We start from the raw sequence: 18,354 nt of genomic DNA, 5'->3' as shown, positions 1-18,354 counted from the left end.
TGCTCCTCTCGATGGGTGTTGATGAGGATGGGGCAGCGATGGCGGGATCCGCTGCGGCGTTGTGCTGGCAACTACCCCAGGACCTTGCCAAGAAACCGCCGCACCAGCGGCAGGGCGACCTCGAAATGGGTCTCCAGCAGCCAGTGTCCGGCGTCGTTCAGCAAATGCAGCTCGGCCTCGGGGAGATCGCGCAGATAGGCGCGCGCTGCCGGCTCGGGCATGTATTCGTCCTTCGGTCCCCAAAGGATCAATGCCGGCGGCCGCTGCTCGCGCAGGTATCCCTGGTAACGAGGGAACCAGTCGAGATTGGCCTTGAGCTTCTCCATCAGTCCGACTGAGAGCGCACGGCGCACAGGCGTATCCATCAGCGGCCAATGCAACTTCCACAGATCGGGCGGGACACGTCGAGCGACGTCGTCATCGACTTCGCCTACGAACTCGGCGCGAAAGCCGTCTTCGCTCACCGCCTGTTCGAGCGGCGCACGGTTCGCTGGTGAAGGATCCCGCCAGAAACGCTGGATCGTTTCGTATTTCGGGCCAAGAGCATCCGCGTAGATGTCGCCATTCTGGATGATCAAGGCCCTGATCCGCGATGGGTGCGCTATGGCGTGCCGCAGGCCGATCTGCGAGCCGTAGTCGTGCAGCCATAACGCGTAGCTGCCGAGCTCCAGCGCGTCGGTGAACCGCTCCAGGAAAGTTGCATAAGCGTCAAAATCATAACCGAACCGTGCCGGATCCGGGGTTCCACTGTAGCCAAAGCCGGGGAAATCCGGCGCAACCGTCCGCCACCGATCGGCGAGCGCCGGCATCAGCCGGCGATATTGGAAGGATGAGCAGGGATAACCATGCGGAAGCAGCAACACCGGCGCGGCTTCAGGGCCTGCCTCTCTGTAAAAGACCGTGTCGCCATCGATCGTGAGGGTGCCGTGGCGCACCTCCAGGACGCTCCCGTCGTTCATGGACGCTTCTCTAATCTTTGATCTTCCAGATGCTTAACCGTAGCTGGTCTAACGCCTTTACCCGGTATGCGTTCCGACCGCGCCCCGACGCCGCTCGAGCCGCTTCGGGGGCAATCTGGCTGGTCGACTTCTTCTATCTGCCGGCCAGATTCTGTGGTATGTAGATGCCGCAATTCCATGCGGGGGACGCGGATATTCCGCTCTGTTCGTGCAAGGGGCGCATGCCGGCGAAAGTCTGCGCGCGCAGATCGTCCAAGGCAGATTTGGCGATCGGGGAGGAAATGCCATGCGTGCAATCGCGTTTTTCGCCACCGTATCCGTTGCGATCTTAGACACGAGCCAATCCCAGGCGCAGGACGCCGCCGCGGGTGAGAAGGTCTTCGCCAAATGCAAGGCCTGCCACGTCGTGGACAAGGACACGAACAAGATCGGTCCGTCGTTGAACGGCGTTATAGGCCGAACGGCCGGCACGCATCCGGGGTTCAAATATTCCAAAGCCATGACCGAGGCGGGTAAATCCGGGATCAAATGGGATGACGCCACGCTGACGAATTACCTTCGCGATCCCAAAGCCATGATCAAAGGCGGGAAGATGGCGTTTCCCGGCCTCAAGAAGGACGAGGACCTTGCCAACGTCATCGCGTATCTGAAGCAATTCTCCAAATGACCCGGTTCTTCCGCCAGGAAGTAACCCGGCTCTTCCGCCGGCCGATGGGCCGGCCAGATTGCCTGCCTCCATCGATGGTCGCCTGAATTGTCGGCGCGGGAAAGCGGCCTCAAGGATACCGGTATCCAGATATCCGAAGCGACGGTCAGTGATTTCTTCGCGCTTCTGAAGCCACGCGTCATGGCGCTTGCTGTTTTTACCGCTTTCGTCGGCTTGATGGTGGCGCCCGGGACGATGAATCCGATCATCGCCGTGATTGCAGTTGGTGCAATTGCGGTTGGAGCGGGAGCGGCTGGGGCACTCAACATGTGGTACGATGCCGATATTGACGCGTTGATGTCACGCACGTCAAAGCGGCCGGTCCCGTCAGGCCGGGTCACGCCAGGCGAAGCTCTCGGCTTCGGCCTGGTGCTTTCCGTACTTTCGGTCATGACGCTCGGCGTGTTGGTGGGGTGGCTTGCCGCATCGCTGCTGGCTTTCACCATCTTCTTCTACGTCGTCATCTACACGATGTGGCTGAAACGCTCGACGCCGCAGAACATCGTCATAGGCGGCGCCGCGGGTGCCCTTCCTCCGGTGATCGGGTGGGCGGCGGCCACCGGTGCCGTCGGGGTTGAAAGCGTCATCCTGTTTCTAATCATTTTCCTCTGGACGCCGCCGCATTTCTGGGCGCTCGCGTTGTTCAAGATCGGCGACTATGCCGCGGCCGGCATTCCCATGATGCCGAACGTAGCCGGCCAGGCCTCGACCAGAAGACAAATCTTCGTCTATTCACTGATCCTGGCACCAATCGGCGTGCTCCCTTGGGCGTTCGGATTCGCGAGCGGATTGTACGGGATTGTTTCGGCCGCATTGGGCGCGGGTTTCATCTGGCATGCCTGGAAGCTTCTGGTCGACAAAAGGTGGGTTGAAGGGTGGGAGATGAAACGCGCAAAGGCGCTGTTTGCCTATTCGATCTTCTATCTTTTCGCGATCTTTGCCGTGCTGCTTGCCAACACCATTGCAATGCGTGCCATCATGTCAGCCGGAAATTGACGGCGTGACCTGCTCAACCTCACGTTGGCACTGCGCAGAACCCCAGCAACAGCAGAATAACTACGCCAAGGCCGAGCATGAGAACGGTCTTTCCATCCATGACCTTCACCCTTCAACCCGGCTTGGAGAATATCGAAGAAAGGCCGTTAGAGCTAGCCGGATCACCGGAGCCGTCCCTCAGACAAAGGGCGGCGACAAATCCCATGCAAGAGCGTATGTTGACCATGGTGCAGGTCGCGGTTTCGCGTGGCCAGTTACGCTGAACGGCAGCACCGTGGAATCGCGACCTTACCGGACCTGGTCTGGAGGAATGGTCATGGCAAGTTTTCACGTGATTGCAGGCGCCAGCGAGACGCTGGAGCACACCAGAATTCGAAAGATCGGCGTTTCCGACCTTTTCGACGCGCTCAAGCGAGGGGTCGACGATTTTATGGTCAAACCGTCGCATATCGTTTTCCTCTGCCTGATCTATCCGCTTGTCGGCGTCGTGCTCGCTGTCTGGACGTCGGGCAACAATGCGTTGCCGCTGTTGTTTCCGCTGGTGTCAGGTTTTGCGCTGATCGGTCCATTCGCGGCGATCGGGCTGTATGAGATCAGCCGCAGGCGGGAAGCCGGACTCGACGCCTCCTGGGGCCACGCTTTCGAGGTCAGGAATTCTCCGGCGCTGCCGGCCATCGCGGCGGTCGGGATCATGCTGCTTGCGATCTTCATCGCCTGGCTTTTGACCGCGCAGATATTTTACCAGCAGGTGTTCGGCCCGGCCCCGCCGGAATCGCTCTCCAGCTTCATCAGTGAAATATTCGCCACCGGACGCGGCTGGACGCTGATTATCGTTGGCCACGCTATCGGCTTCGTCTTCGCCGCGGTCGTATTGTGCACCACGGTCGTCGCGTTCCCGTTGTTGCTCGACCGCGACGTCGGCGCCTATGAAGCCATCCACACCTCGGTGCGCGTGGTCCTGGCGAACCCGATCGTGATGGCTGTCTGGGGCCTAATCGTCGCCGTCGCCCTGATCATAGGCTCGCTGCCGGTGTTTGCCGGGTTGGCGGTCGTGCTGCCGATCCTCGGTCACGCCACCTGGCACGTCTATCGCAAAGTTGTGGAATCGCCGGCTTCCACCAAACCGGCGAGCTGAAAAATCCTGCCTTGCCGCACCGGCGAGCGCGCCGGTACGGCAAGGGCTGAGCCTTCAGTAAGCCGGGTAGCTAAAGCGGGCTTGTTGTGCATCGCTGGTCAGGTTGCGGAAATCCTTGCCGCTGACATGCACGAGCGTCCTGTGGTCACCGCCCTCGAAATAGATGTCGGCGGCATTGCCTAGGCTTTCATCGAGGATCACCGGCACATCGTAGGCCGCGCCGATCGGCGGGATGGCGCCGGTGTCGCAATCCTCGAAGAGCGAAACCACCTCGTCTTCGGAGGCGAGTCCGATGCGCTGGTCCATGACGTCCTGCAACGTGCCGAGCTCGATCCTGTGCGTGCTGGGCACCACGGCCAGCGCATAGCCACCGTCGTGGTGAACGACCACCGATTTGGCCATTATGCTGCCGGGCACATGCGCCGCTATTGCGGACTGCCTGCTTGTCGAGGTGCGGTGGTGCTCGACGGTGTCGTAGGAAATTCCTTTCTCGTCGATAAAGTCCTTCAGTCTGTTTGCGATCGTCATCTTGAGCCTCCCTCGCTGGAGTTCGCGACGCATGTGGAAACGAGGACAATCATTTTGCTTCCGTCGTTTCCCTACCAACAAAAATGGGCCAGCTGTCGATTGTTTCAAGGCAACGCAGAGCGGGCCGCAAATGGCATCTCCGGCTCTTGATGGACATGCTGCCGAAGCCCTGTACCCGGATGCGCGTCAGGGCTCGGCCCCAAAAAACACCGTCCGGGTGAGAAGCGTGTAATCCGATTCGAAGACCATCATCGCCACGAACACCAGCACCAATATCGGCGGCAATATGATCGCATATGTCAGCGCCAGCCGTTCCCAGGCCATGTGCATGAAGACCGCGACGATCAACCCGGCCTTGAGCATCATGAAGATCAGGATCAGCGACCATCTGAGATAACCCTGGAGGCCGACATAATCGACCAGATAGGAGCAGGCGCTGAGGATGAACAGCCATGCCCAGACCACCAGATAGAGCTTGATCGGGTGCTCCTGATAAACTTCCGCGGGGGCGGTGCCGATTGCCGCCGGATCATGCGCTTGAGCTCCGTGAAGCGTGTGTTGCGCCAGGCCGTTTGCGGTTACCTCAGCCATATCTGCCTCTCAAAGATGCTGCTTCTCACCAAAGATAGAAGAATGCGAAAATGAATACCCAGACCAGGTCGACGAAATGCCAGTAGAGCCCCATGATCTCGACGTGCTCGTAGCGGCCCCTGCGGCTGGTGAAGAAACCAGGCCGTCCCGTGTCGTAATCTCCGCGCCAGACCTTTCGCGCCACGATGATCAGGAAGATCACCCCGAACGTCACATGGGTGCCGTGAAAGCCGGTGATCATGAAGAAGGATGATCCGAACTGCGCCGCACCCCACGGATTGCCCCAGGGCCGTACCCCTTCGGTGATCAGCTTGGTCCATTCGAAGGCCTGCATGCCGACGAAGGTCGCGCCGAGTGCTGCGGTCAAAAGCATGAGGATCGCCGTCTTGCGGCGGTCGTGGCGATAGCCGAAATTCACCGCCATGGCCATCGTTCCGCTGCTCGAGATCAGCACGAAGGTCATGATCGCGATAAGGATCAGTGGAATATTCGAGCCGCCAATGTGAAGGGCAAAGACCTCGCTCGGATTGGGCCACGGCACTCGGGTAGACATGCGCGCGGTCATGTAGGAGAGCAGGAAGCAGCCGAAGATGAAGGTGTCGCTGAGCAGGAAGATCCACATCATGGCCTTGCCCCAGGACACGTTTTTGAACGCGCGCTGATCCGAAGACCAGTCGGCGGCGACGCCTTGCAAGCCCGCCGGCCGCGGCTGTGCTTGGCCAGTATGCGTCAGTGTCGTGTCTGCCATCCGTCCGGCCCTCCTAGGTCAGCAACTGTCGGCAAATCTCGATGAAAGTCGCGGCCCAGCCGGCCAGAAGCGCGAAAATGGCGAGCCAGACGAAAAGCAGGAAATTCCAGTACATGGCGCACAATTCGACGCTGAGGCGAAGCCGCTCCGGCCGTGCTCCGTTCCAGGCGCCGGCAGTTGTTCGGCTCAGACCCACCAGCCCTCCCAGGATGTGCAGGCCATGCATCCCGGTTATCAGGTAGAAAAAACTATTGGCCGGATTGGCGGTCAGCAAGTAGCCGTCGGCGGTCAGTTCCCGCCATGCCACAAGCTGTCCGATCAGGAAGGCAAGCGCGGTGAGCCCGGCCGTGACGAGGCCGAGCCTGACCGTGTCGATTTGGCCCCGGCGCGCAGCGACCGAGGCGCATTGCAGCGCGATGCTGCTCAGGACCAGCACGCCGGTGTTGAACCAGAGCACGCGCGGCAACGGCAGCGCCTGCCAGTCCGACAGCGCCATGCGCATGAAATAAGCGCTGGTGAAGAGTGCAAACAGGCAGCCGACGACGGCGAGGAAGACGCCGAGGCCGATCTTGGCGGTCGGCAACGCCGATCCTTCCTGGCCGATAATATCACCGATGACACCTTGCTCGAGCCATGGCTTGGCCATCAGCCGCTGGTGGGAAAGCCACCATCCGGCAAAGCCGACGATCACGAGGAGGAAGACCAGAATGACGCTCATGCCGGCTCCCTGGACGATCCGAAGGCGCCCGGCATGTTTTGCGGGATAAAATCCTCCTTGGCGCCCGGCACGCTGTAGTCATAGGCCCAGCGATAGACGATCGGCAGTTCCTTGCCGAAATTGCCATGGGCGGGCGGTGTTTCCGGCGTTTGCCATTCGAGCGTCGTGGCGCGCCACGGATTGCCGCCGGCCTCGCGGCCGTGGCGAATGCTCCAGATCAGATTGAACAGGAACACGATTTGGGCAAAGCCGACGAGGAACGCCATGATGCTGATGAACGCGTTCAGATCGTGGGCCGATTCGGTCATCACCGTCGTGGCGGTCAGTTCGTGGTAGCGGCGCGGCACGCCCATCAGGCCGATGTAGTGCATGGGAAAGAAAATCAGGTAGGCACCGAGGAAGGTGACCCAGAAATGGAACTGGCCCATCGCCTCGTTCAGCATCCGGCCGGTGACCTTCGGGTACCAGTGATAGATCGCCCCGAAGATCACCAGAATCGGAGCGACGCCCATGACCATGTGGAAATGGGCAACGACGAACATCGTGTCCGACAGCGGAACGTCGACGACGACGTTGCCGAGAAACAGTCCGGTCAGCCCGCCATTGACGAAGGTGACGATGAAGGCCAGGGCAAAAAGCATCGGCACGGTGAGGTGGATGTCGCCGCGCCACAGCGTCAGCACCCAGTTGTAGACCTTGATCGCGGTCGGGACGGCAATGATCAAAGTCGTGGTGGCAAAGAAGAAGCCGAAATAGGGATGCATGCCGCTGACATACATGTGGTGCGCCCAGACCACGAAGCTCAGCGCACCGATGCCGACGATGGCCCAGACCATCATCCGGTAGCCGAAGATGTTCTTGCGCGCATGGGTGCTGATCAGGTCGGACACGATGCCGAAGGCCGGCAGCGCCACGATGTAGACCTCGGGATGGCCGAAGAACCAGAACAGATGCTGGAAAAGGATCGGGCTGCCGCCGCCGTGCTGCAATTGCTCGCCCATCTCGACGATGGCCGGCATGAAGAAGCTGGTGCCGAGCGCACGGTCGAACAGCATCATCACGCAGGCGACAAACAGCGCCGGGAAGGCGAGCAGCGCCATGACAGTGGCGGTGAAGATACCCCAGACGGTCAGCGGCAGGCGCATCAGCGTCATGCCGCGTGTGCGGGCCTGCAGCACCGTCACGACGTAGTTCAAGCCGCCCATGGTGAAGCCGATGATGAACAGGATCAGCGAGACGAGCATCAGGATGATGCCCCAGTCCTGGCCGCCTGGCGTGCCGGTCATGATCGCCTGCGGCGGGTAGAGCGTCCAGCCGGCGCCGGTCGGTCCGCCGGGCGCAAAGAAGCTCGACGCCAAAACCAGCACGGCGAGCAGGTAGATCCAGTAGCTCAGCATGTTGACATAGGGAAAGACCATGTCGCGCGCGCCGACCATCAGCGGGATCAGGTAGTTGCCGAAGCCGCCCAGGAACAGTGCCGTGAGCAGGTAGATCACCATGATCATGCCGTGCATGGTGATGAACTGGTAGTAGGCTTCGGGGCTGATGAAGTCGAACGTGCCGGGGAAGCCGAGCTGCAGCCGCATCAACCAGGACAGCACCAGCGCCACCAGGCCGATTGCCGTGGCCGTCGCCGAATACTGGATGGCGATGACCTTGGCATCCTGCGAAAAGACGTATTTCGTCCACCAGCTGTGTGGATGGTAAAGTTCCATCTCCGCGACTTCGGCCGGCGGTACCGCATCTGCAGGTGTGATATCGACCATAAGAACACTCCGTGCCCTTTTCGACCAGGCTCGACAGTTTCGAGCCCTACCGCAATTTCAACCCACGTCGCCGTCTTTCCCGGCGTCTACTCTGCCGAGCCCACCTGCTGGGGGGCCGACAATTGCGCGAAAGTCTGCTGTTCGCCGAGCCACGCCAGATAATCTTCCTGCGTGTCGACCATGACCACGCCATTCATCAACGGGTGCCCCTGGCCGCAAAGTTCGGCGCACAGGACCTGGAAGGTTCCGGTCTTGGTCGGGGTGAACCAGAAATAGGTGACCGAGCCCGGGATCATGTCCATCTTGGCGCGGAATTCAGGGACATAGAAATCATGCAGCACGTCAATCGAGCGGAGCAGCATCTTGACCGGCTTGCCGACCGGCAGATGCAGATCGGCGGCTTCGACGACGACATCGTCCTGGCCGTTGGCATCACTGGCGTTCACGCCCAGGGGATTTTCAGGGCTGACGTTGCGGGTGTCGGATGTGCCGAGCTTGCCGTCCTTGCCGGGCAGGCGGAAACTCCATTGCCATTGCTGGCCGACGACTTCGACCACTGTTGCGTCGCTTGGGACGCTGACGAACTGGTTCCAGACGAACAGGCCGGGAACCAGCATGGCCGTGACCCCGATTGCGGTGACGATCGTCAGCCACCATTCGAGCCGCTTGTTCTCGGGTTCGTATGCCGCCTGGTTCCCTTCCCGATGACGGAAGCGGAAGACGCAATAGGCCATGAATAGGACGACGGCGGCGAAGACGACGCCGGTGATCCAGAAGGTGATGATGATGGTGTTGTCGATATAGTCCCAGTTAGAGGCAATCGGCGTCCACCACCATGGGCTCAGGAAGTGAAACAACACTGAGCCCACAACTACCAAAACGAGTACAAGCGCGACGGCCATATCCCGTTTCCTCCCGGCATTCCAAGGGCGCGAAGCCGCCCCGGGAAATGCCAAATGCATCATAGCTCGATTTCCCGTCGAAATTCTAGTGCGGTCTTCCGGTCAGCCGAAAACGCAATGGCGATGATGCGGAAGAACCCAAGAAGAAGAAGGCTGCAGCGAAGAAAAAGCTGCCAAAGGCGCCGAACAACACGGCATTGCGCCGAATTATGAAAGACCGCCCTCAATGCATCCTTTTTCATAGTCGCCTTAAAGCGACGTGCGTCCACTTGGACGCAGAAACTCTGAACGAATTTTCACTATCTACGAATCGTGCGTCCGAGAATCGATCCCGATTCTCGGACCGATGCGATAAGCGACAGATTCGCGCCCAAGCAGCGGTTGGCGGCTGGCGATACGATGTTTTGATCATTATCTGCGCGAGTTGCAAAGTGCAGGTCGTTGGAGGGATCGTTGAAATTATTCGTCGGCATCGGAGGCGCGGTCGCCACGGCGGTCCTCTTCGCCTCGGTCTGCGGTATCGCCCAGGCCGACAGCGTCCTTGACAATTGGCGGTTCGACACCGGCAGCGATGGCCTGGTCACTGCCTCGCTCCATGCTACCAACAAGCTCATCACGAGCGGCGGCACCTTAAGCTACAGCCCGATTCTGACCATTGCCTGTCGGGCGAATGGCGAACCGCGCTGGAGCGAATGGCTGCAGTTGAACGATGCCGTCTCCGCCAGCCGGACCATCACCGTGTCGGTGACCGTCGACAAGGCCAGCAAGGTCAACGAAAGCTGGTCGGTCGGCGCGCGGGGGAGGAGGCTGGTTCGGGATGGTGCCGACGGGATCAGGCGATTGGTTTCCGCAGACCGGCTCCAACTGTCCTGGCGGTTCGGGCTGCTGTCGGGGCGAGGCGAGGCCGATTTTGACCTTGCCGGGTTCAGCGAGGCGGTCGGCCAGATCGCCGGCACCTGCAACACCGAGTTGCCGTGATCGGATCAGCAGCGCTCGCCTCAACCCACTAAGAAATCCAGTGAGTTATTCCGGCGCAAACGTCTCGAACGCACCCGCGCAGCCAGCGGTGCGCCGGATCGGCATCGAGCCGCGGGTGCCACAAAAGTGAAACCGTGATTTCCGGCAGGGGAACCGGCAGAGGGAAACAGTACATTCCGTCGCGCAGGTTCCCCGTATATCGTTCGGGAACGCTGGCGATCAGGTCCGAGGCGCGCGCCAGAGCCAGAGCTTCCGAAAAACCGCCGACGACCGTCACGATCTCTCGTTTCAACCCTAGCGGCTCAAGCGCGTGGTCGATCGGTCCCCTGTCGAGCCCGCGACGGGAGAGGAGGATGTGCCGGCCGGCCGCATAACGGGCAGGGGTGATCGTCAACTCGCGTAAGGGATGCCCCATCCGCACGACGCCGACGAAACGATCACGGAACAGCGCTTGCGCGCGCACCTCTGGCCCCGTGACCTTTCCGACGACGCCGGTTTCCAGGTCTGCGCTGCCGTCGCGCAGGGGCGTGCTGTCCTTGTCCGGCTTCAGTACGAAACGCAGCCGCACGCCCGGTGCTTGTTCGCCGACGCGCGCAATGAGATCAGGTCCGAAATTCTCAACAAAGCCGTCCTGGTTTCTGAGCGTGAAGGTCCGCACTAGCCGTTTCAGGTCGAGCGTCTCAACAGGACGCAGAACGGCTTCGGCGTCCTCCACAAGCTGACCCACGCGCTCGCGGAGCTCGAGGGCCCGGGGTGTGGGAACAAGGCTGCGTCCGGCCCTGACCAACAGCGGATCGCCGATCGTCTCACGCAATCGCGCCAGCGCCCGGCTCATCGCCGACGGGCTAAGCCGCAGCCTCTTGGCGGCGCGTGCCACACTGCCTTCCGTCAGCAGCACATCGAGGGTGACGAGCAGATTGAGATCGGGATGCGGCATAGATGGATCGTAGCATGGTTGGCACGATCTGACATAGCGTCAAACGCAATGATTAAGTGCAAACGATGCGTCTTCAGCCATGTCAAGCAAAGGACTACGTGTCTGCCAGCTCCGTTTCCGGAGCCGCCAGAAAACGGAGTTCATATTGAAGCCAATCGATGCAGGACGGGCAGTCGCCGGAAATGTGGAACGAGCACCTTCGCTTCGGTGGGCGCTTGCCGGCCTTTCGCTGTCAATGTTGCTGTCCTCACTCGGCATCAGCATCGCCAATGTTGCCTTGCCGACCTTGGCGCAGGCGTTCGACGCCTCGTTCCAGGAAGTCCAGTGGATCGTGCTGGCTTATCTCCTCGCCGTGACCACCCTGATCGTCAGCGTTGGACGGCTCGGTGACCTCATCGGTCGCCGGCAGCTGTTGCTGGCCGGACTGTTCCTGTTCACGACGGCTTCGGTCCTATGTGGTGTCGCGCCGACGCTCTGGCTGCTGATCGCCGCGCGGGCGGCGCAGGGCTTGGGGGCGGCCATCATGATGGCCCTCACCATGGCTTTCGTCGGTGATACGGTTCCGAAGGCAAGGACCGGCAGCGCTATGGGGCTGCTCGGAACGATGTCGGCGATCGGCACCGCTGTCGGTCCGTCGCTCGGGGGCCTTCTGATTGCCGGATCCGGCTGGCGGGCGATCTTCCTTGTCAACGTGCCATTGGGTTTGCTGGCCCTTGTTCTCGCCTATCGCTACCTGCCGGCTGATCGCCGGGGATCGAAGACGGATCGGGCCGGCTTCGACGTTGTGGGCACGCTGCTGCTTGCCTTGGCGCTTGGCGCCTATGCGCTCGCGATGACGTTCGGGCGTGGCAGTTTTGGTCCGCTCAACATGGCTCTGTTGGTCGCAGCCGTTTTCGGAGCCGGCTTCTTTGTGCTTGTGGAGGCGAGGGTGGCATCACCTTTGATCCGATTGGCCGCATTCCGCAATGCGACGCTGAGTACGAGCCTCGCCATGAGCGCACTCGTCGCGACGGTGATGATGGCGACACTGGTGGTCGGGCCGTTCTATCTGTCTCGTGCGCTCGGGCTCGACGCGGCTCTTGTTGGCGTCGTCATGTCGGTCGGTCCGCTTGTCGCCGCGCTGACCGGCGTGCCAGCTGGTCGCATAGCGGACCGTTTTGGCGCTGGGCGGATGACCATCATTGGGCTCATCGCGATAGCGGCCGGTTGCCTCATTCTATCCATGATGCCGACAATATCAGGCATCCCTGGCTACATCGCTCCGATCGCAATCGTCACATCAGGCTATGCGCTGTTCCAAACGGCCAACAACACCGCCGTCATGTCGGATATCCGCCCGGACCAGCGGGGCGTCATTTCCGGCTTGCTCAATTTGTCGCGCAATCTCGGGCTCATCACCGGTGCATCCGCCATGGGCGCCGTGTTCGCATTCGCCTCAGTGACGATCGACATCGCAACGGCGCGCCCCGAGGCCGTTGCCGCCGGCATGCGGATCACGTTCGCAGTCGCGGCGGTTCTGATTGTCGTCGCGCTCGCGATGGCGGTTGGTAGCCGTGCTCTCGCGGCGCGCCCCTCTCTGCCTGGAGATATTTCTTGACACGAGACCGTACGCTTTCGACAAGAAGCCGATGCATGCTCAGATCGGGCGTCAGATCAGCAGCAGGCCCTTCATGCTGGCATGACCCTTCTTGCCGATGATGATGTGATCGTGGACGGCAATGCCGAGCGGTTTGGCCGTCTCGATGACCAGCTTGGTCATCTCGATGTCGGCGCGCGACGGCGTCGGATCCCCTGACGGATGATTGTGCGCCACCCGTCGCCACTCCGTATCTACCTGATAGATAACGGTAAAATTGCAATAACGAAGTTAGTGGGGGCGGTTTCTGGGGTGCGTAGGGAGCTCTATTCGACGAGGTTCACGATTGCTCATGTTCCTTCCCGTTGAGGCGATTTGTCGCGCGGCACTTAACAGTTTGCTGATTTGCCCATTGGTTTAGGTCGGCCACGGGATAGACGATGGATTTTCCAATCTTCACGAACGCTGGCCCGACGCGCATTGCTCGCCAGTTGGCCAATGTCCCGGTCGAGATTGCGCCGCGAAAACGTTCGCTCACTTCCTCCGGTGTCAAATACAGTGGTTCCGTCATCTTCTACCTCAAACCAAGTCTCGGTTGGGATGATCGGGTCCGCGAATGATGAACGGAGACGACCTCCTACGCTCGGGGTCGACAAGGCAATCTTCATTGAGAACATCAGTCGATACTGGTGCGTCACGCATCTCTACGGCGCCTTCGCGCAAGACTGAAAGGGGGTTCTGACCACGGTAGGACCATCTCGGGCTGCCGGCTAGAAAAAGGCCGGAGGGAAGCGCGATCATTAGTCTGTGCTCCGGGCAGGATCAACCAGCAGGGCCCTCCGAAGGCAGAGGGAACACGGTCGAATCCTGTCAGCGCGCCACCACTGCCGCCCTAGCTGGTCCCTTGGGGCGGTGCTTCATTTTGCCAGCCGGCTAGCTCTGGCAGATCGTCAAGCCAGCTTTTCTCTGTCATCGAGGCATCGCCGTCCTGCGGTGCAGCCTCGGTGGCGTTTTGAATGAGCCAGTCCACCCACTTCCGATAGGCAACCGGATCCAGTTGGGGCGGCAGCACCTTTGCCTTGGCCAGCATGCGTTTGCGGAAACTGACTTGCCTGCGCAGTTTGATTGACGTGAACTTGATTGACTTGCCTTGGTATTCAACCGTCCAGCGCCCATCTCCGTGGCTGGTGAGCCTGTCGATGGCGAAATCGGCATCGACCGGCCTGTCCCGCCAGGGGAGCTCAATGGCATTCTTCCTCAGATCCAGTGCCCATCGCCTGTGGCTGGCCCCGGCACGCTGGGGCGGCAGCACGCCAGCCTGTTCGAGTATCTTCCTGCGGAAGGCGGGCTGCTTCTTGATCTGGCCGGTCGTCAGCTCGATGCGATGCCCACGGAATTCGACGTGCCAGCGGATCCTGCCATTGCCGAAATACTTCACCAACCTGTCTATGACGAACTCATCATCGGAAAGCATCACGCATCCCTGCTTGATGCTTTCGAGAATGTACTGGCTATCGGTGGGCATGACACACCTCGTAGGGTTTTGCGGGACATTGCCTCGTGGCAGAGCGCGGGGTTGGTACTACCGAGGGAGGGCCGCGATACACGACCGAAGACCGATGGCAGGATAAAAGGGCGCACACTGCGGCTGCGGTCGGGCGCATCCTGTCCGAGATGCAGGCCCTGCGCATGCTCAGCCGCACTGGCTGTCGGCTGCCAGGGGTCCATCCTGACACGAATGCGCAACCCGTCGTGTTACAAACTAATGGTTTTACGTCATTGGCCTGATTGCCATCAAAGCAGGGAGAGTTTGCCACGTCCAGGATCAATCGCCGCGTCTTGCTGTTCCACTCCGGCAGCGCAGTCGTCGCCTCGACGATTGCGGCAACGGCGCTCGGTGCAGAGCCGCCGGGATGGGACAAAGAGCCATCCAATAATCTGCGAGCGCTGATCGAGGCGCACAAGGCAGCTTATGCGGCGTTCGATAAAGCCCTGCATGACATAGGCGGCGGCAGCGGCTCCGACAGAGCTAGCCGGGAGGAGGAGAGGGCGCTGCTCGCCATCTGCGGCTACGCTGCGGTTATGGAAAGGGATCGCCTGGCCAAAGCCCGATATCTTTTAGAGATTGAGGCGCGCGGTGAGCTCGACCTCGCAGAGCATATGCAGGCCGTTCTCCGATCGACAATGTGGAACGAATGAGGCGACCGGCGCGCAGAAGGTAAGCTGCTGATGTCTGGTATGCGCCTAATATCGGCCGTTGAGCAGACCATAGCCGCATCCCAAAAGCGGACATCCGGCCGCGCTGTCCGCCGGCATCTGCCCCCGATGAGCCCAATGCAGCTTGTATGACTCGAAGCTAATATGCTATTTTACATGATGCGCGGACTGCTGGCACTTACTATGCTGGTATTGGCGGCTACAAGAGTAGTCGCAGGTGAGTCGTTGTTCGACTCCATCGCTGCCGGCGACAAGAGTGCCGTGGAGCAAGCCTTGGCAGGCGGTGCCGACGTCGACAGCCGGGCACGCGACCAGGCAACGCTCCTCATCGCTGCTGCTCTCAACGATCAGCTTCCCATTGCGGAATTCCTGCTGAGCAAGGGCGCCGACATCATGGCGCGCAATTCCGGTGGGTTTACCCCCCTCCACGCGGCTGCGTTTTCTGGAAGCCTCCCGATCGCCAAGCTGTTGCTCGAAAAGGGCGCGGTGCTCGAGGACTCGGCTAACAAGTCTGGGGTCACACCCTTGGTGATAGCGGGTGAGGAAAACCATGTCGAACTGGCAGAATTCCTCATTGCGCAAGGTGCGGATGTGAACCGGGCCGAGGGTCATGGCTATATGCCGATTACCCGCGCGTTCTGGAAGGGTAACACCGACATCATAAAACTATTCAAACGGCATGGCGCCACGTGCCAGGCGAAAGTCCTTGGCGAAGCGAACGCTGCGAAGTGCGAAGCTATCCACGATTGAACGGAGAACGCAGATGAACATATTGATCACGAGGAGACTGGTTCGCAATTCGGTCTCGGCAGCCGTATGTTCGCTCACCCTGATGGCCGGTGCAGGCTCTGCCTTCGCCGACGACTCAGTGAACACTGGCTACTTCGGCGGCGTGGCGATCATGGGCTACGACACGGTCGCTTATTTCACCGATGGCAAGGCCGTAAAGGGTTCCGAAGAATTTTCCCATGAGTGGCTTGGCACGCCGTGGCATTTCGCCAGCAAGAAACACAAGGAAATGTTCATGAGCGAACCTGCCAAATACGCTCCTCAATACGGTGGTTACTGCGCGGGCGAGGTCGCACTCAATGAATCCGTCACCGTCAATGTCGATCCGGAAGCGTTCAAGATCATCGATGGCAAGCTCTACCTGATCTACGACGAAGGGAACGCGGCCGCTTTTGCGGACAATGCCGATGATTTTGTTCCGAAGGGCGATGCTAAATGGCCGGTTGTCCAGGCAAAGTTGGCAGTTGATGAGCCGGATTGGAACTTGATCAATAACCCCTGAGACTTGCGAGCTCAATTCACTGTCACGAAGTGAAACACCATACCTATATTGACATAAGAATACCCGTTGCCGGCAGCGTCTCTTCGTCGGTAGACGGGACCACAGATGGGGCGCCCAAACATATTTTCGCTCTGCTCACATAACAGGTCGCGATCGACGTAGACCCTCACGGTGATCATTCGTGTCATCGTGCGGAAGACTGCCGTGCCGTCCTGTTCGATCCGCATAATGGCTGGAAGCCCGTCGGGTTCGAGGTTGCCTTTCAAGGTCTTGCCAACAACAAGAGATGCGATTTCCGCGCCGTTCAACCGGTTCTGTTCATCAGCGGTGAAGCCGAACGGCCATTCGGGCAGTCCTGCCTGGCGTAGGGCGTCGATGATCGGTGCCAAATCTTCAGCGTTGCGAAGATGGGCATAGTGATTCCGAAACGCTTCCAACGACCGCAGTCGAGCCAAGGATTCGGTCCTCGCCACCAGCCGGAGGCCGTCCGCAATCGCCGCTTTGGCGTCCTCTGAGCGGCCGGCGCGGGCATAGGCCGCTGCGAGCAGAATCCTAAGGCTGCCCGCCTCTGGAGCATCGTTGCGAGCGCGCTCGAGAGTCTCAACGGCTTTCCTGGTGTCCCCGAGCAAAAGAAAGACAACTCCGACAACCTCGCGGTCTATCGGAGCCAGATTGGGATCAAGCTTCAATGCCGTCTCGACGGCTAATGCCGCTTCGTTATGATTGCCGGCGAACAGCTGGATATAACCAACGGCAATTTGCGTCGCAGCATCTCCGGAGCCTAATGCGACAGCACGCTCCGCCGAGGTGATCGCATCTTCATAGCGGCGATCCATGACCTGCATAATCCCGAGAACGGCGTAGGGCGATGAAAACTCCGAATCAAGCTCCAAAGCACGGCTTGCCTTCTCATATGCTCTCTTTCGCGCAAGCGCGCTCTGAATGATATCATCGGAGGCAGTGCGCCAAAGATAGACACTCAGCCGTGCGTCGGCGGCGAAGGCCTCGGCGAAGGCAGGGTCGAGCTTCTGCGCCTTCTCATAGAGCGCAAGCGCCTCGCGCAATCCGTCGCCTCGACCGGTGCGCGCCTCCCGCTCCGCACGCAGGTAGGTATCATAGGCTTCGAGATTTGCAGTCGGCGGGCGTGCCATTCGCTCGCTCTCGGCTGCCGAAGCTTGGACGCCGAGCGCCTTGGCGATTTCCCGGCCCATCTCGTCCTGGACCGCAAACACTTCCGCGATGCCGCGATCGAACCGATCGGCCCACAGATTGTCGCCAGTGGCTATGTCGATTAGCTGCGCATTGAGGCGGATTTGATCGCCGGTCCGCCTCACGCTGCCGTCAACGACAAACCGCACGCCAAGATCGCGTCCGACATCGGCCAAAACGAGGGGCTTTCCTTTGTAGGCAAAAACCGAATTGCGAGCGATGACATCGAGGCCAGAAAGCTTGGCAAGGTCGGTAATCAAGTCCTCGGTGATGCCGTCGGCAAAATAGTCCTGGCTCGGATCGCCGCTCAGGTTTGCAAATGGCAGGACGGCAACGGATGGTCGTTGAAGCGCGGAGGGCCTCTGCCAGGCAAAGATGCCTACAACCAAGCCGATCAACAGGACCGCCGCGATTCCTGCCAAAATCATGATCCAGGAGCCCGGCCGGTGTGGCGCGGCCACGATCTTCCCCGATTGTCCGGGATCTAGCAGGACCCGATAGACGCGAATCGGATCGGCGATATTCTTGAGGCGCTGCTCTCCCAGACCGGCAAAGCCTACATCCACTTTGTGCGCTGCGTGATCGAACGCCGTGCCGGAGATGCAAATTCCGCCGGGCTCTGCGATCGCCTGCAGACGGGCGGCGATGTTTACCCCGTCGCCGTAGATATCTTCACCCTCAACGATGATATCACCGAGATTGACACCAATGCGAAACCGGATTTGCCGGGCTTCGGCGGTGCCCTTGTTGCGGTCGGCCATCCGGCGCTGGATTACAGCAGCACACTGGACGGCATCGACGACACTGGCGAACTCGACGAGCGCGCCGTCGCCCATGAGCTTGATCATGCGGCCGTGGTGCTTCGTGATCTCGGGGTCGATCAGTTCGCGACGGCAGCTCTTCAGTCCCTCGAGCGTGCCTACCTCGTCCTCGCCCATGAGGCGGCTGTAGCCAACCACGTCGGCAGCAAGTATTGCCGTAAGCCGTCGGTCCATCCGTGCCGTGCGCCTTCCCTGGTCGGTCGTAGCGGCTTTACCTTTCACCCTATTCTAGTCCTGCTTCGGACGCGAGCGTGCTTTAGCTATAGCTAGCGGATG

The 18,354-nt window shown here is 60.3% G+C and carries 19 protein-coding genes and 1 pseudogene; 8 read left to right on the top strand and 12 right to left on the bottom strand.

Annotated features, from left to right (window positions below; all coding sequences use genetic code 11):
- Positions 1-71: 71 nt before the first annotated feature.
- Positions 72-959, bottom strand: coding sequence for an alpha/beta fold hydrolase (locus tag CIT31_RS29580; protein ID WP_095521430.1), 888 nt, complete (start codon positions 957-959; stop codon positions 72-74).
- 286 nt (positions 960-1,245) lie between these two features.
- Between CIT31_RS29580 and CIT31_RS29575 the strand changes: the two genes are divergently transcribed.
- The 3 genes from CIT31_RS29575 to CIT31_RS29565 all read left to right on the top strand — a co-directional run bounded on the left by CIT31_RS29575 (position 1,246) and on the right by CIT31_RS29565 (position 3,796).
- Positions 1,246-1,626, top strand: a complete 381-nt coding sequence (locus tag CIT31_RS29575; RefSeq protein WP_095521525.1) for a c-type cytochrome — start codon at positions 1,246-1,248, stop codon at positions 1,624-1,626.
- Between the two features lie 87 nt (positions 1,627-1,713).
- A complete protein-coding gene (locus CIT31_RS29570; protein WP_095521429.1) occupies positions 1,714-2,661 on the top strand; it encodes a heme o synthase in 948 nt (315 codons plus the stop codon).
- Between the two features lie 316 nt (positions 2,662-2,977).
- Positions 2,978-3,796, top strand: coding sequence for a DUF2189 domain-containing protein (locus CIT31_RS29565; RefSeq protein ID WP_095521524.1), 819 nt, complete (start codon positions 2,978-2,980; stop codon positions 3,794-3,796).
- Positions 3,797-3,850: 54 nt separating this feature from the next.
- Here the strand turns inward: CIT31_RS29565 and CIT31_RS29560 are convergent, their stop codons facing one another.
- From CIT31_RS29560 to coxB, 6 genes are all read right to left on the bottom strand, one after another.
- Positions 3,851-4,324 carry an aminoacyl-tRNA deacylase gene (locus CIT31_RS29560; protein ID WP_065007814.1) on the bottom strand — a complete coding sequence of 158 codons (474 nt, stop codon included), beginning with the start codon at positions 4,322-4,324 and terminating at the stop codon, positions 3,851-3,853.
- Positions 4,325-4,510: 186 nt separating this feature from the next.
- On the bottom strand, positions 4,511-4,915 hold the full coding sequence (locus CIT31_RS29555) for a cytochrome C oxidase subunit IV family protein (protein WP_095521428.1): 405 nt from the start codon (positions 4,913-4,915) through the stop codon (positions 4,511-4,513).
- A 25-nt stretch (positions 4,916-4,940) separates the two neighbouring features.
- On the bottom strand, positions 4,941-5,663 hold the full coding sequence (locus CIT31_RS29550; protein ID WP_095521427.1) for a heme-copper oxidase subunit III family protein: 723 nt from the start codon (positions 5,661-5,663) through the stop codon (positions 4,941-4,943).
- Positions 5,664-5,676: 13 nt separating this feature from the next.
- Entirely contained in the window at positions 5,677-6,381 is a 705-nt protein-coding gene (locus CIT31_RS29545; RefSeq protein ID WP_095521426.1) for a cytochrome c oxidase subunit 3, read from the bottom strand.
- The gene (ctaD, locus tag CIT31_RS29540; RefSeq protein WP_095521425.1) at positions 6,378-8,147 is read right to left on the bottom strand and encodes a cytochrome c oxidase subunit I; all 1,770 of its coding nucleotides are present in this window, start codon (positions 8,145-8,147) and stop codon (positions 6,378-6,380) included. The genes CIT31_RS29545 and ctaD overlap by 4 nt, the downstream gene beginning before the upstream one ends.
- Before the next feature lie 86 nt (positions 8,148-8,233).
- Positions 8,234-9,049: a cytochrome c oxidase subunit II gene (gene coxB / locus CIT31_RS29535; RefSeq protein ID WP_065007787.1), complete on the bottom strand. Its 816-nt coding sequence runs from the start codon at positions 9,047-9,049 to the stop codon at positions 8,234-8,236.
- Positions 9,050-9,502: 453 nt separating this feature from the next.
- Here coxB and CIT31_RS29530 point away from each other — a divergent pair, with 453 nt between their 5' ends.
- A complete protein-coding gene (locus CIT31_RS29530; protein ID WP_095521523.1) occupies positions 9,503-10,027 on the top strand; it encodes a hypothetical protein in 525 nt (174 codons plus the stop codon).
- 28 nt (positions 10,028-10,055) lie between these two features.
- On the opposite strand, the gene CIT31_RS29525 is transcribed toward CIT31_RS29530, so the two are convergent.
- Entirely contained in the window at positions 10,056-10,964 is a 909-nt protein-coding gene (locus CIT31_RS29525; protein WP_095521424.1) for a LysR family transcriptional regulator, read from the bottom strand.
- Positions 10,965-11,109: 145 nt separating this feature from the next.
- Here CIT31_RS29525 and CIT31_RS29520 point away from each other — a divergent pair, with 145 nt between their 5' ends.
- Complete coding sequence (locus CIT31_RS29520) at positions 11,110-12,561, top strand: MFS transporter (RefSeq protein WP_425350677.1); 1,452 nt, start codon at positions 11,110-11,112, stop codon at positions 12,559-12,561.
- 51 nt (positions 12,562-12,612) lie between these two features.
- On the opposite strand, the pseudogene CIT31_RS29515 reads toward CIT31_RS29520, so the two are convergent.
- From CIT31_RS29515 to CIT31_RS29505, 3 genes and pseudogenes are all read right to left on the bottom strand, one after another.
- A pseudogene (locus CIT31_RS29515) lies at positions 12,613-12,777 on the bottom strand (JAB domain-containing protein); the annotation flags it as partial.
- A gap of 103 nt (positions 12,778-12,880) precedes the next feature.
- Positions 12,881-13,111, bottom strand: a complete 231-nt coding sequence (locus tag CIT31_RS29510) for a helix-turn-helix domain-containing protein (protein ID WP_095521422.1) — start codon at positions 13,109-13,111, stop codon at positions 12,881-12,883.
- A gap of 321 nt (positions 13,112-13,432) precedes the next feature.
- Positions 13,433-14,065: a hypothetical protein gene (locus CIT31_RS29505; protein ID WP_095521421.1), complete on the bottom strand. Its 633-nt coding sequence runs from the start codon at positions 14,063-14,065 to the stop codon at positions 13,433-13,435.
- A 314-nt stretch (positions 14,066-14,379) separates the two neighbouring features.
- Between CIT31_RS29505 and CIT31_RS29500 the strand changes: the two genes are divergently transcribed.
- The 3 genes from CIT31_RS29500 to CIT31_RS29490 all read left to right on the top strand — a co-directional run bounded on the left by CIT31_RS29500 (position 14,380) and on the right by CIT31_RS29490 (position 16,048).
- A complete protein-coding gene (locus CIT31_RS29500) occupies positions 14,380-14,739 on the top strand; it encodes a hypothetical protein (RefSeq protein WP_245316512.1) in 360 nt (119 codons plus the stop codon).
- Positions 14,740-14,916: 177 nt separating this feature from the next.
- Positions 14,917-15,507 carry an ankyrin repeat domain-containing protein gene (locus CIT31_RS29495; RefSeq protein WP_095521522.1) on the top strand — a complete coding sequence of 197 codons (591 nt, stop codon included), beginning with the start codon at positions 14,917-14,919 and terminating at the stop codon, positions 15,505-15,507.
- Positions 15,508-15,520: 13 nt separating this feature from the next.
- On the top strand, positions 15,521-16,048 hold the full coding sequence (locus CIT31_RS29490) for a YHS domain-containing (seleno)protein (protein WP_280950419.1): 528 nt from the start codon (positions 15,521-15,523) through the stop codon (positions 16,046-16,048).
- An 11-nt stretch (positions 16,049-16,059) separates the two neighbouring features.
- Here the strand turns inward: CIT31_RS29490 and CIT31_RS29485 are convergent, their stop codons facing one another.
- The gene (locus CIT31_RS29485; RefSeq protein ID WP_095521419.1) at positions 16,060-18,252 is read right to left on the bottom strand and encodes an adenylate/guanylate cyclase domain-containing protein; all 2,193 of its coding nucleotides are present in this window, start codon (positions 18,250-18,252) and stop codon (positions 16,060-16,062) included.
- Positions 18,253-18,354: the final 102 nt, after the last annotated feature.

Source organism: Mesorhizobium wenxiniae (assembly GCF_002284535.1).
Lineage (GTDB): Bacteria > Pseudomonadota > Alphaproteobacteria > Rhizobiales > Rhizobiaceae > Mesorhizobium > Mesorhizobium wenxiniae.
The sequence above is the reverse complement of the archived record's forward strand: the minus strand, read 5'-3'. Positions and strand labels throughout refer to the sequence as shown.

What these genes read in the sequence shown, in the direction of transcription:
- CIT31_RS29580 (WP_095521430.1), bottom strand. Translation starts at nt 959, where the DNA reads ATGAACGACGGGAGCGTCCTGGAGGTGCGCCACGGCACCCTCACGATC.
- CIT31_RS29490 (WP_280950419.1), top strand. Translation starts at nt 15,521, where the DNA reads ATGAACATATTGATCACGAGGAGACTGGTTCGCAATTCGGTCTCGGCA.
- CIT31_RS29550 (WP_095521427.1), bottom strand. Translation starts at nt 5,663, where the DNA reads ATGGCAGACACGACACTGACGCATACTGGCCAAGCACAGCCGCGGCCG.
- CIT31_RS29560 (WP_065007814.1), bottom strand. Translation starts at nt 4,324, where the DNA reads ATGACGATCGCAAACAGACTGAAGGACTTTATCGACGAGAAAGGAATT.
- CIT31_RS29485 (WP_095521419.1), bottom strand. Translation starts at nt 18,252, where the DNA reads ATGGACCGACGGCTTACGGCAATACTTGCTGCCGACGTGGTTGGCTAC.
- CIT31_RS29525 (WP_095521424.1), bottom strand. Translation starts at nt 10,964, where the DNA reads ATGCCGCATCCCGATCTCAATCTGCTCGTCACCCTCGATGTGCTGCTG.
- CIT31_RS29495 (WP_095521522.1), top strand. Translation starts at nt 14,917, where the DNA reads ATGCGCGGACTGCTGGCACTTACTATGCTGGTATTGGCGGCTACAAGA.
- CIT31_RS29510 (WP_095521422.1), bottom strand. Translation starts at nt 13,111, where the DNA reads ATGACGGAACCACTGTATTTGACACCGGAGGAAGTGAGCGAACGTTTT.
- ctaD (WP_095521425.1), bottom strand. Translation starts at nt 8,147, where the DNA reads ATGGTCGATATCACACCTGCAGATGCGGTACCGCCGGCCGAAGTCGCG.
- CIT31_RS29575 (WP_095521525.1), top strand. Translation starts at nt 1,246, where the DNA reads ATGCGTGCAATCGCGTTTTTCGCCACCGTATCCGTTGCGATCTTAGAC.
- coxB (WP_065007787.1), bottom strand. Translation starts at nt 9,049, where the DNA reads ATGGCCGTCGCGCTTGTACTCGTTTTGGTAGTTGTGGGCTCAGTGTTG.
- CIT31_RS29545 (WP_095521426.1), bottom strand. Translation starts at nt 6,381, where the DNA reads ATGAGCGTCATTCTGGTCTTCCTCCTCGTGATCGTCGGCTTTGCCGGA.
- CIT31_RS29505 (WP_095521421.1), bottom strand. Translation starts at nt 14,065, where the DNA reads ATGCCCACCGATAGCCAGTACATTCTCGAAAGCATCAAGCAGGGATGC.
- CIT31_RS29555 (WP_095521428.1), bottom strand. Translation starts at nt 4,915, where the DNA reads ATGGCTGAGGTAACCGCAAACGGCCTGGCGCAACACACGCTTCACGGA.
- CIT31_RS29565 (WP_095521524.1), top strand. Translation starts at nt 2,978, where the DNA reads ATGGCAAGTTTTCACGTGATTGCAGGCGCCAGCGAGACGCTGGAGCAC.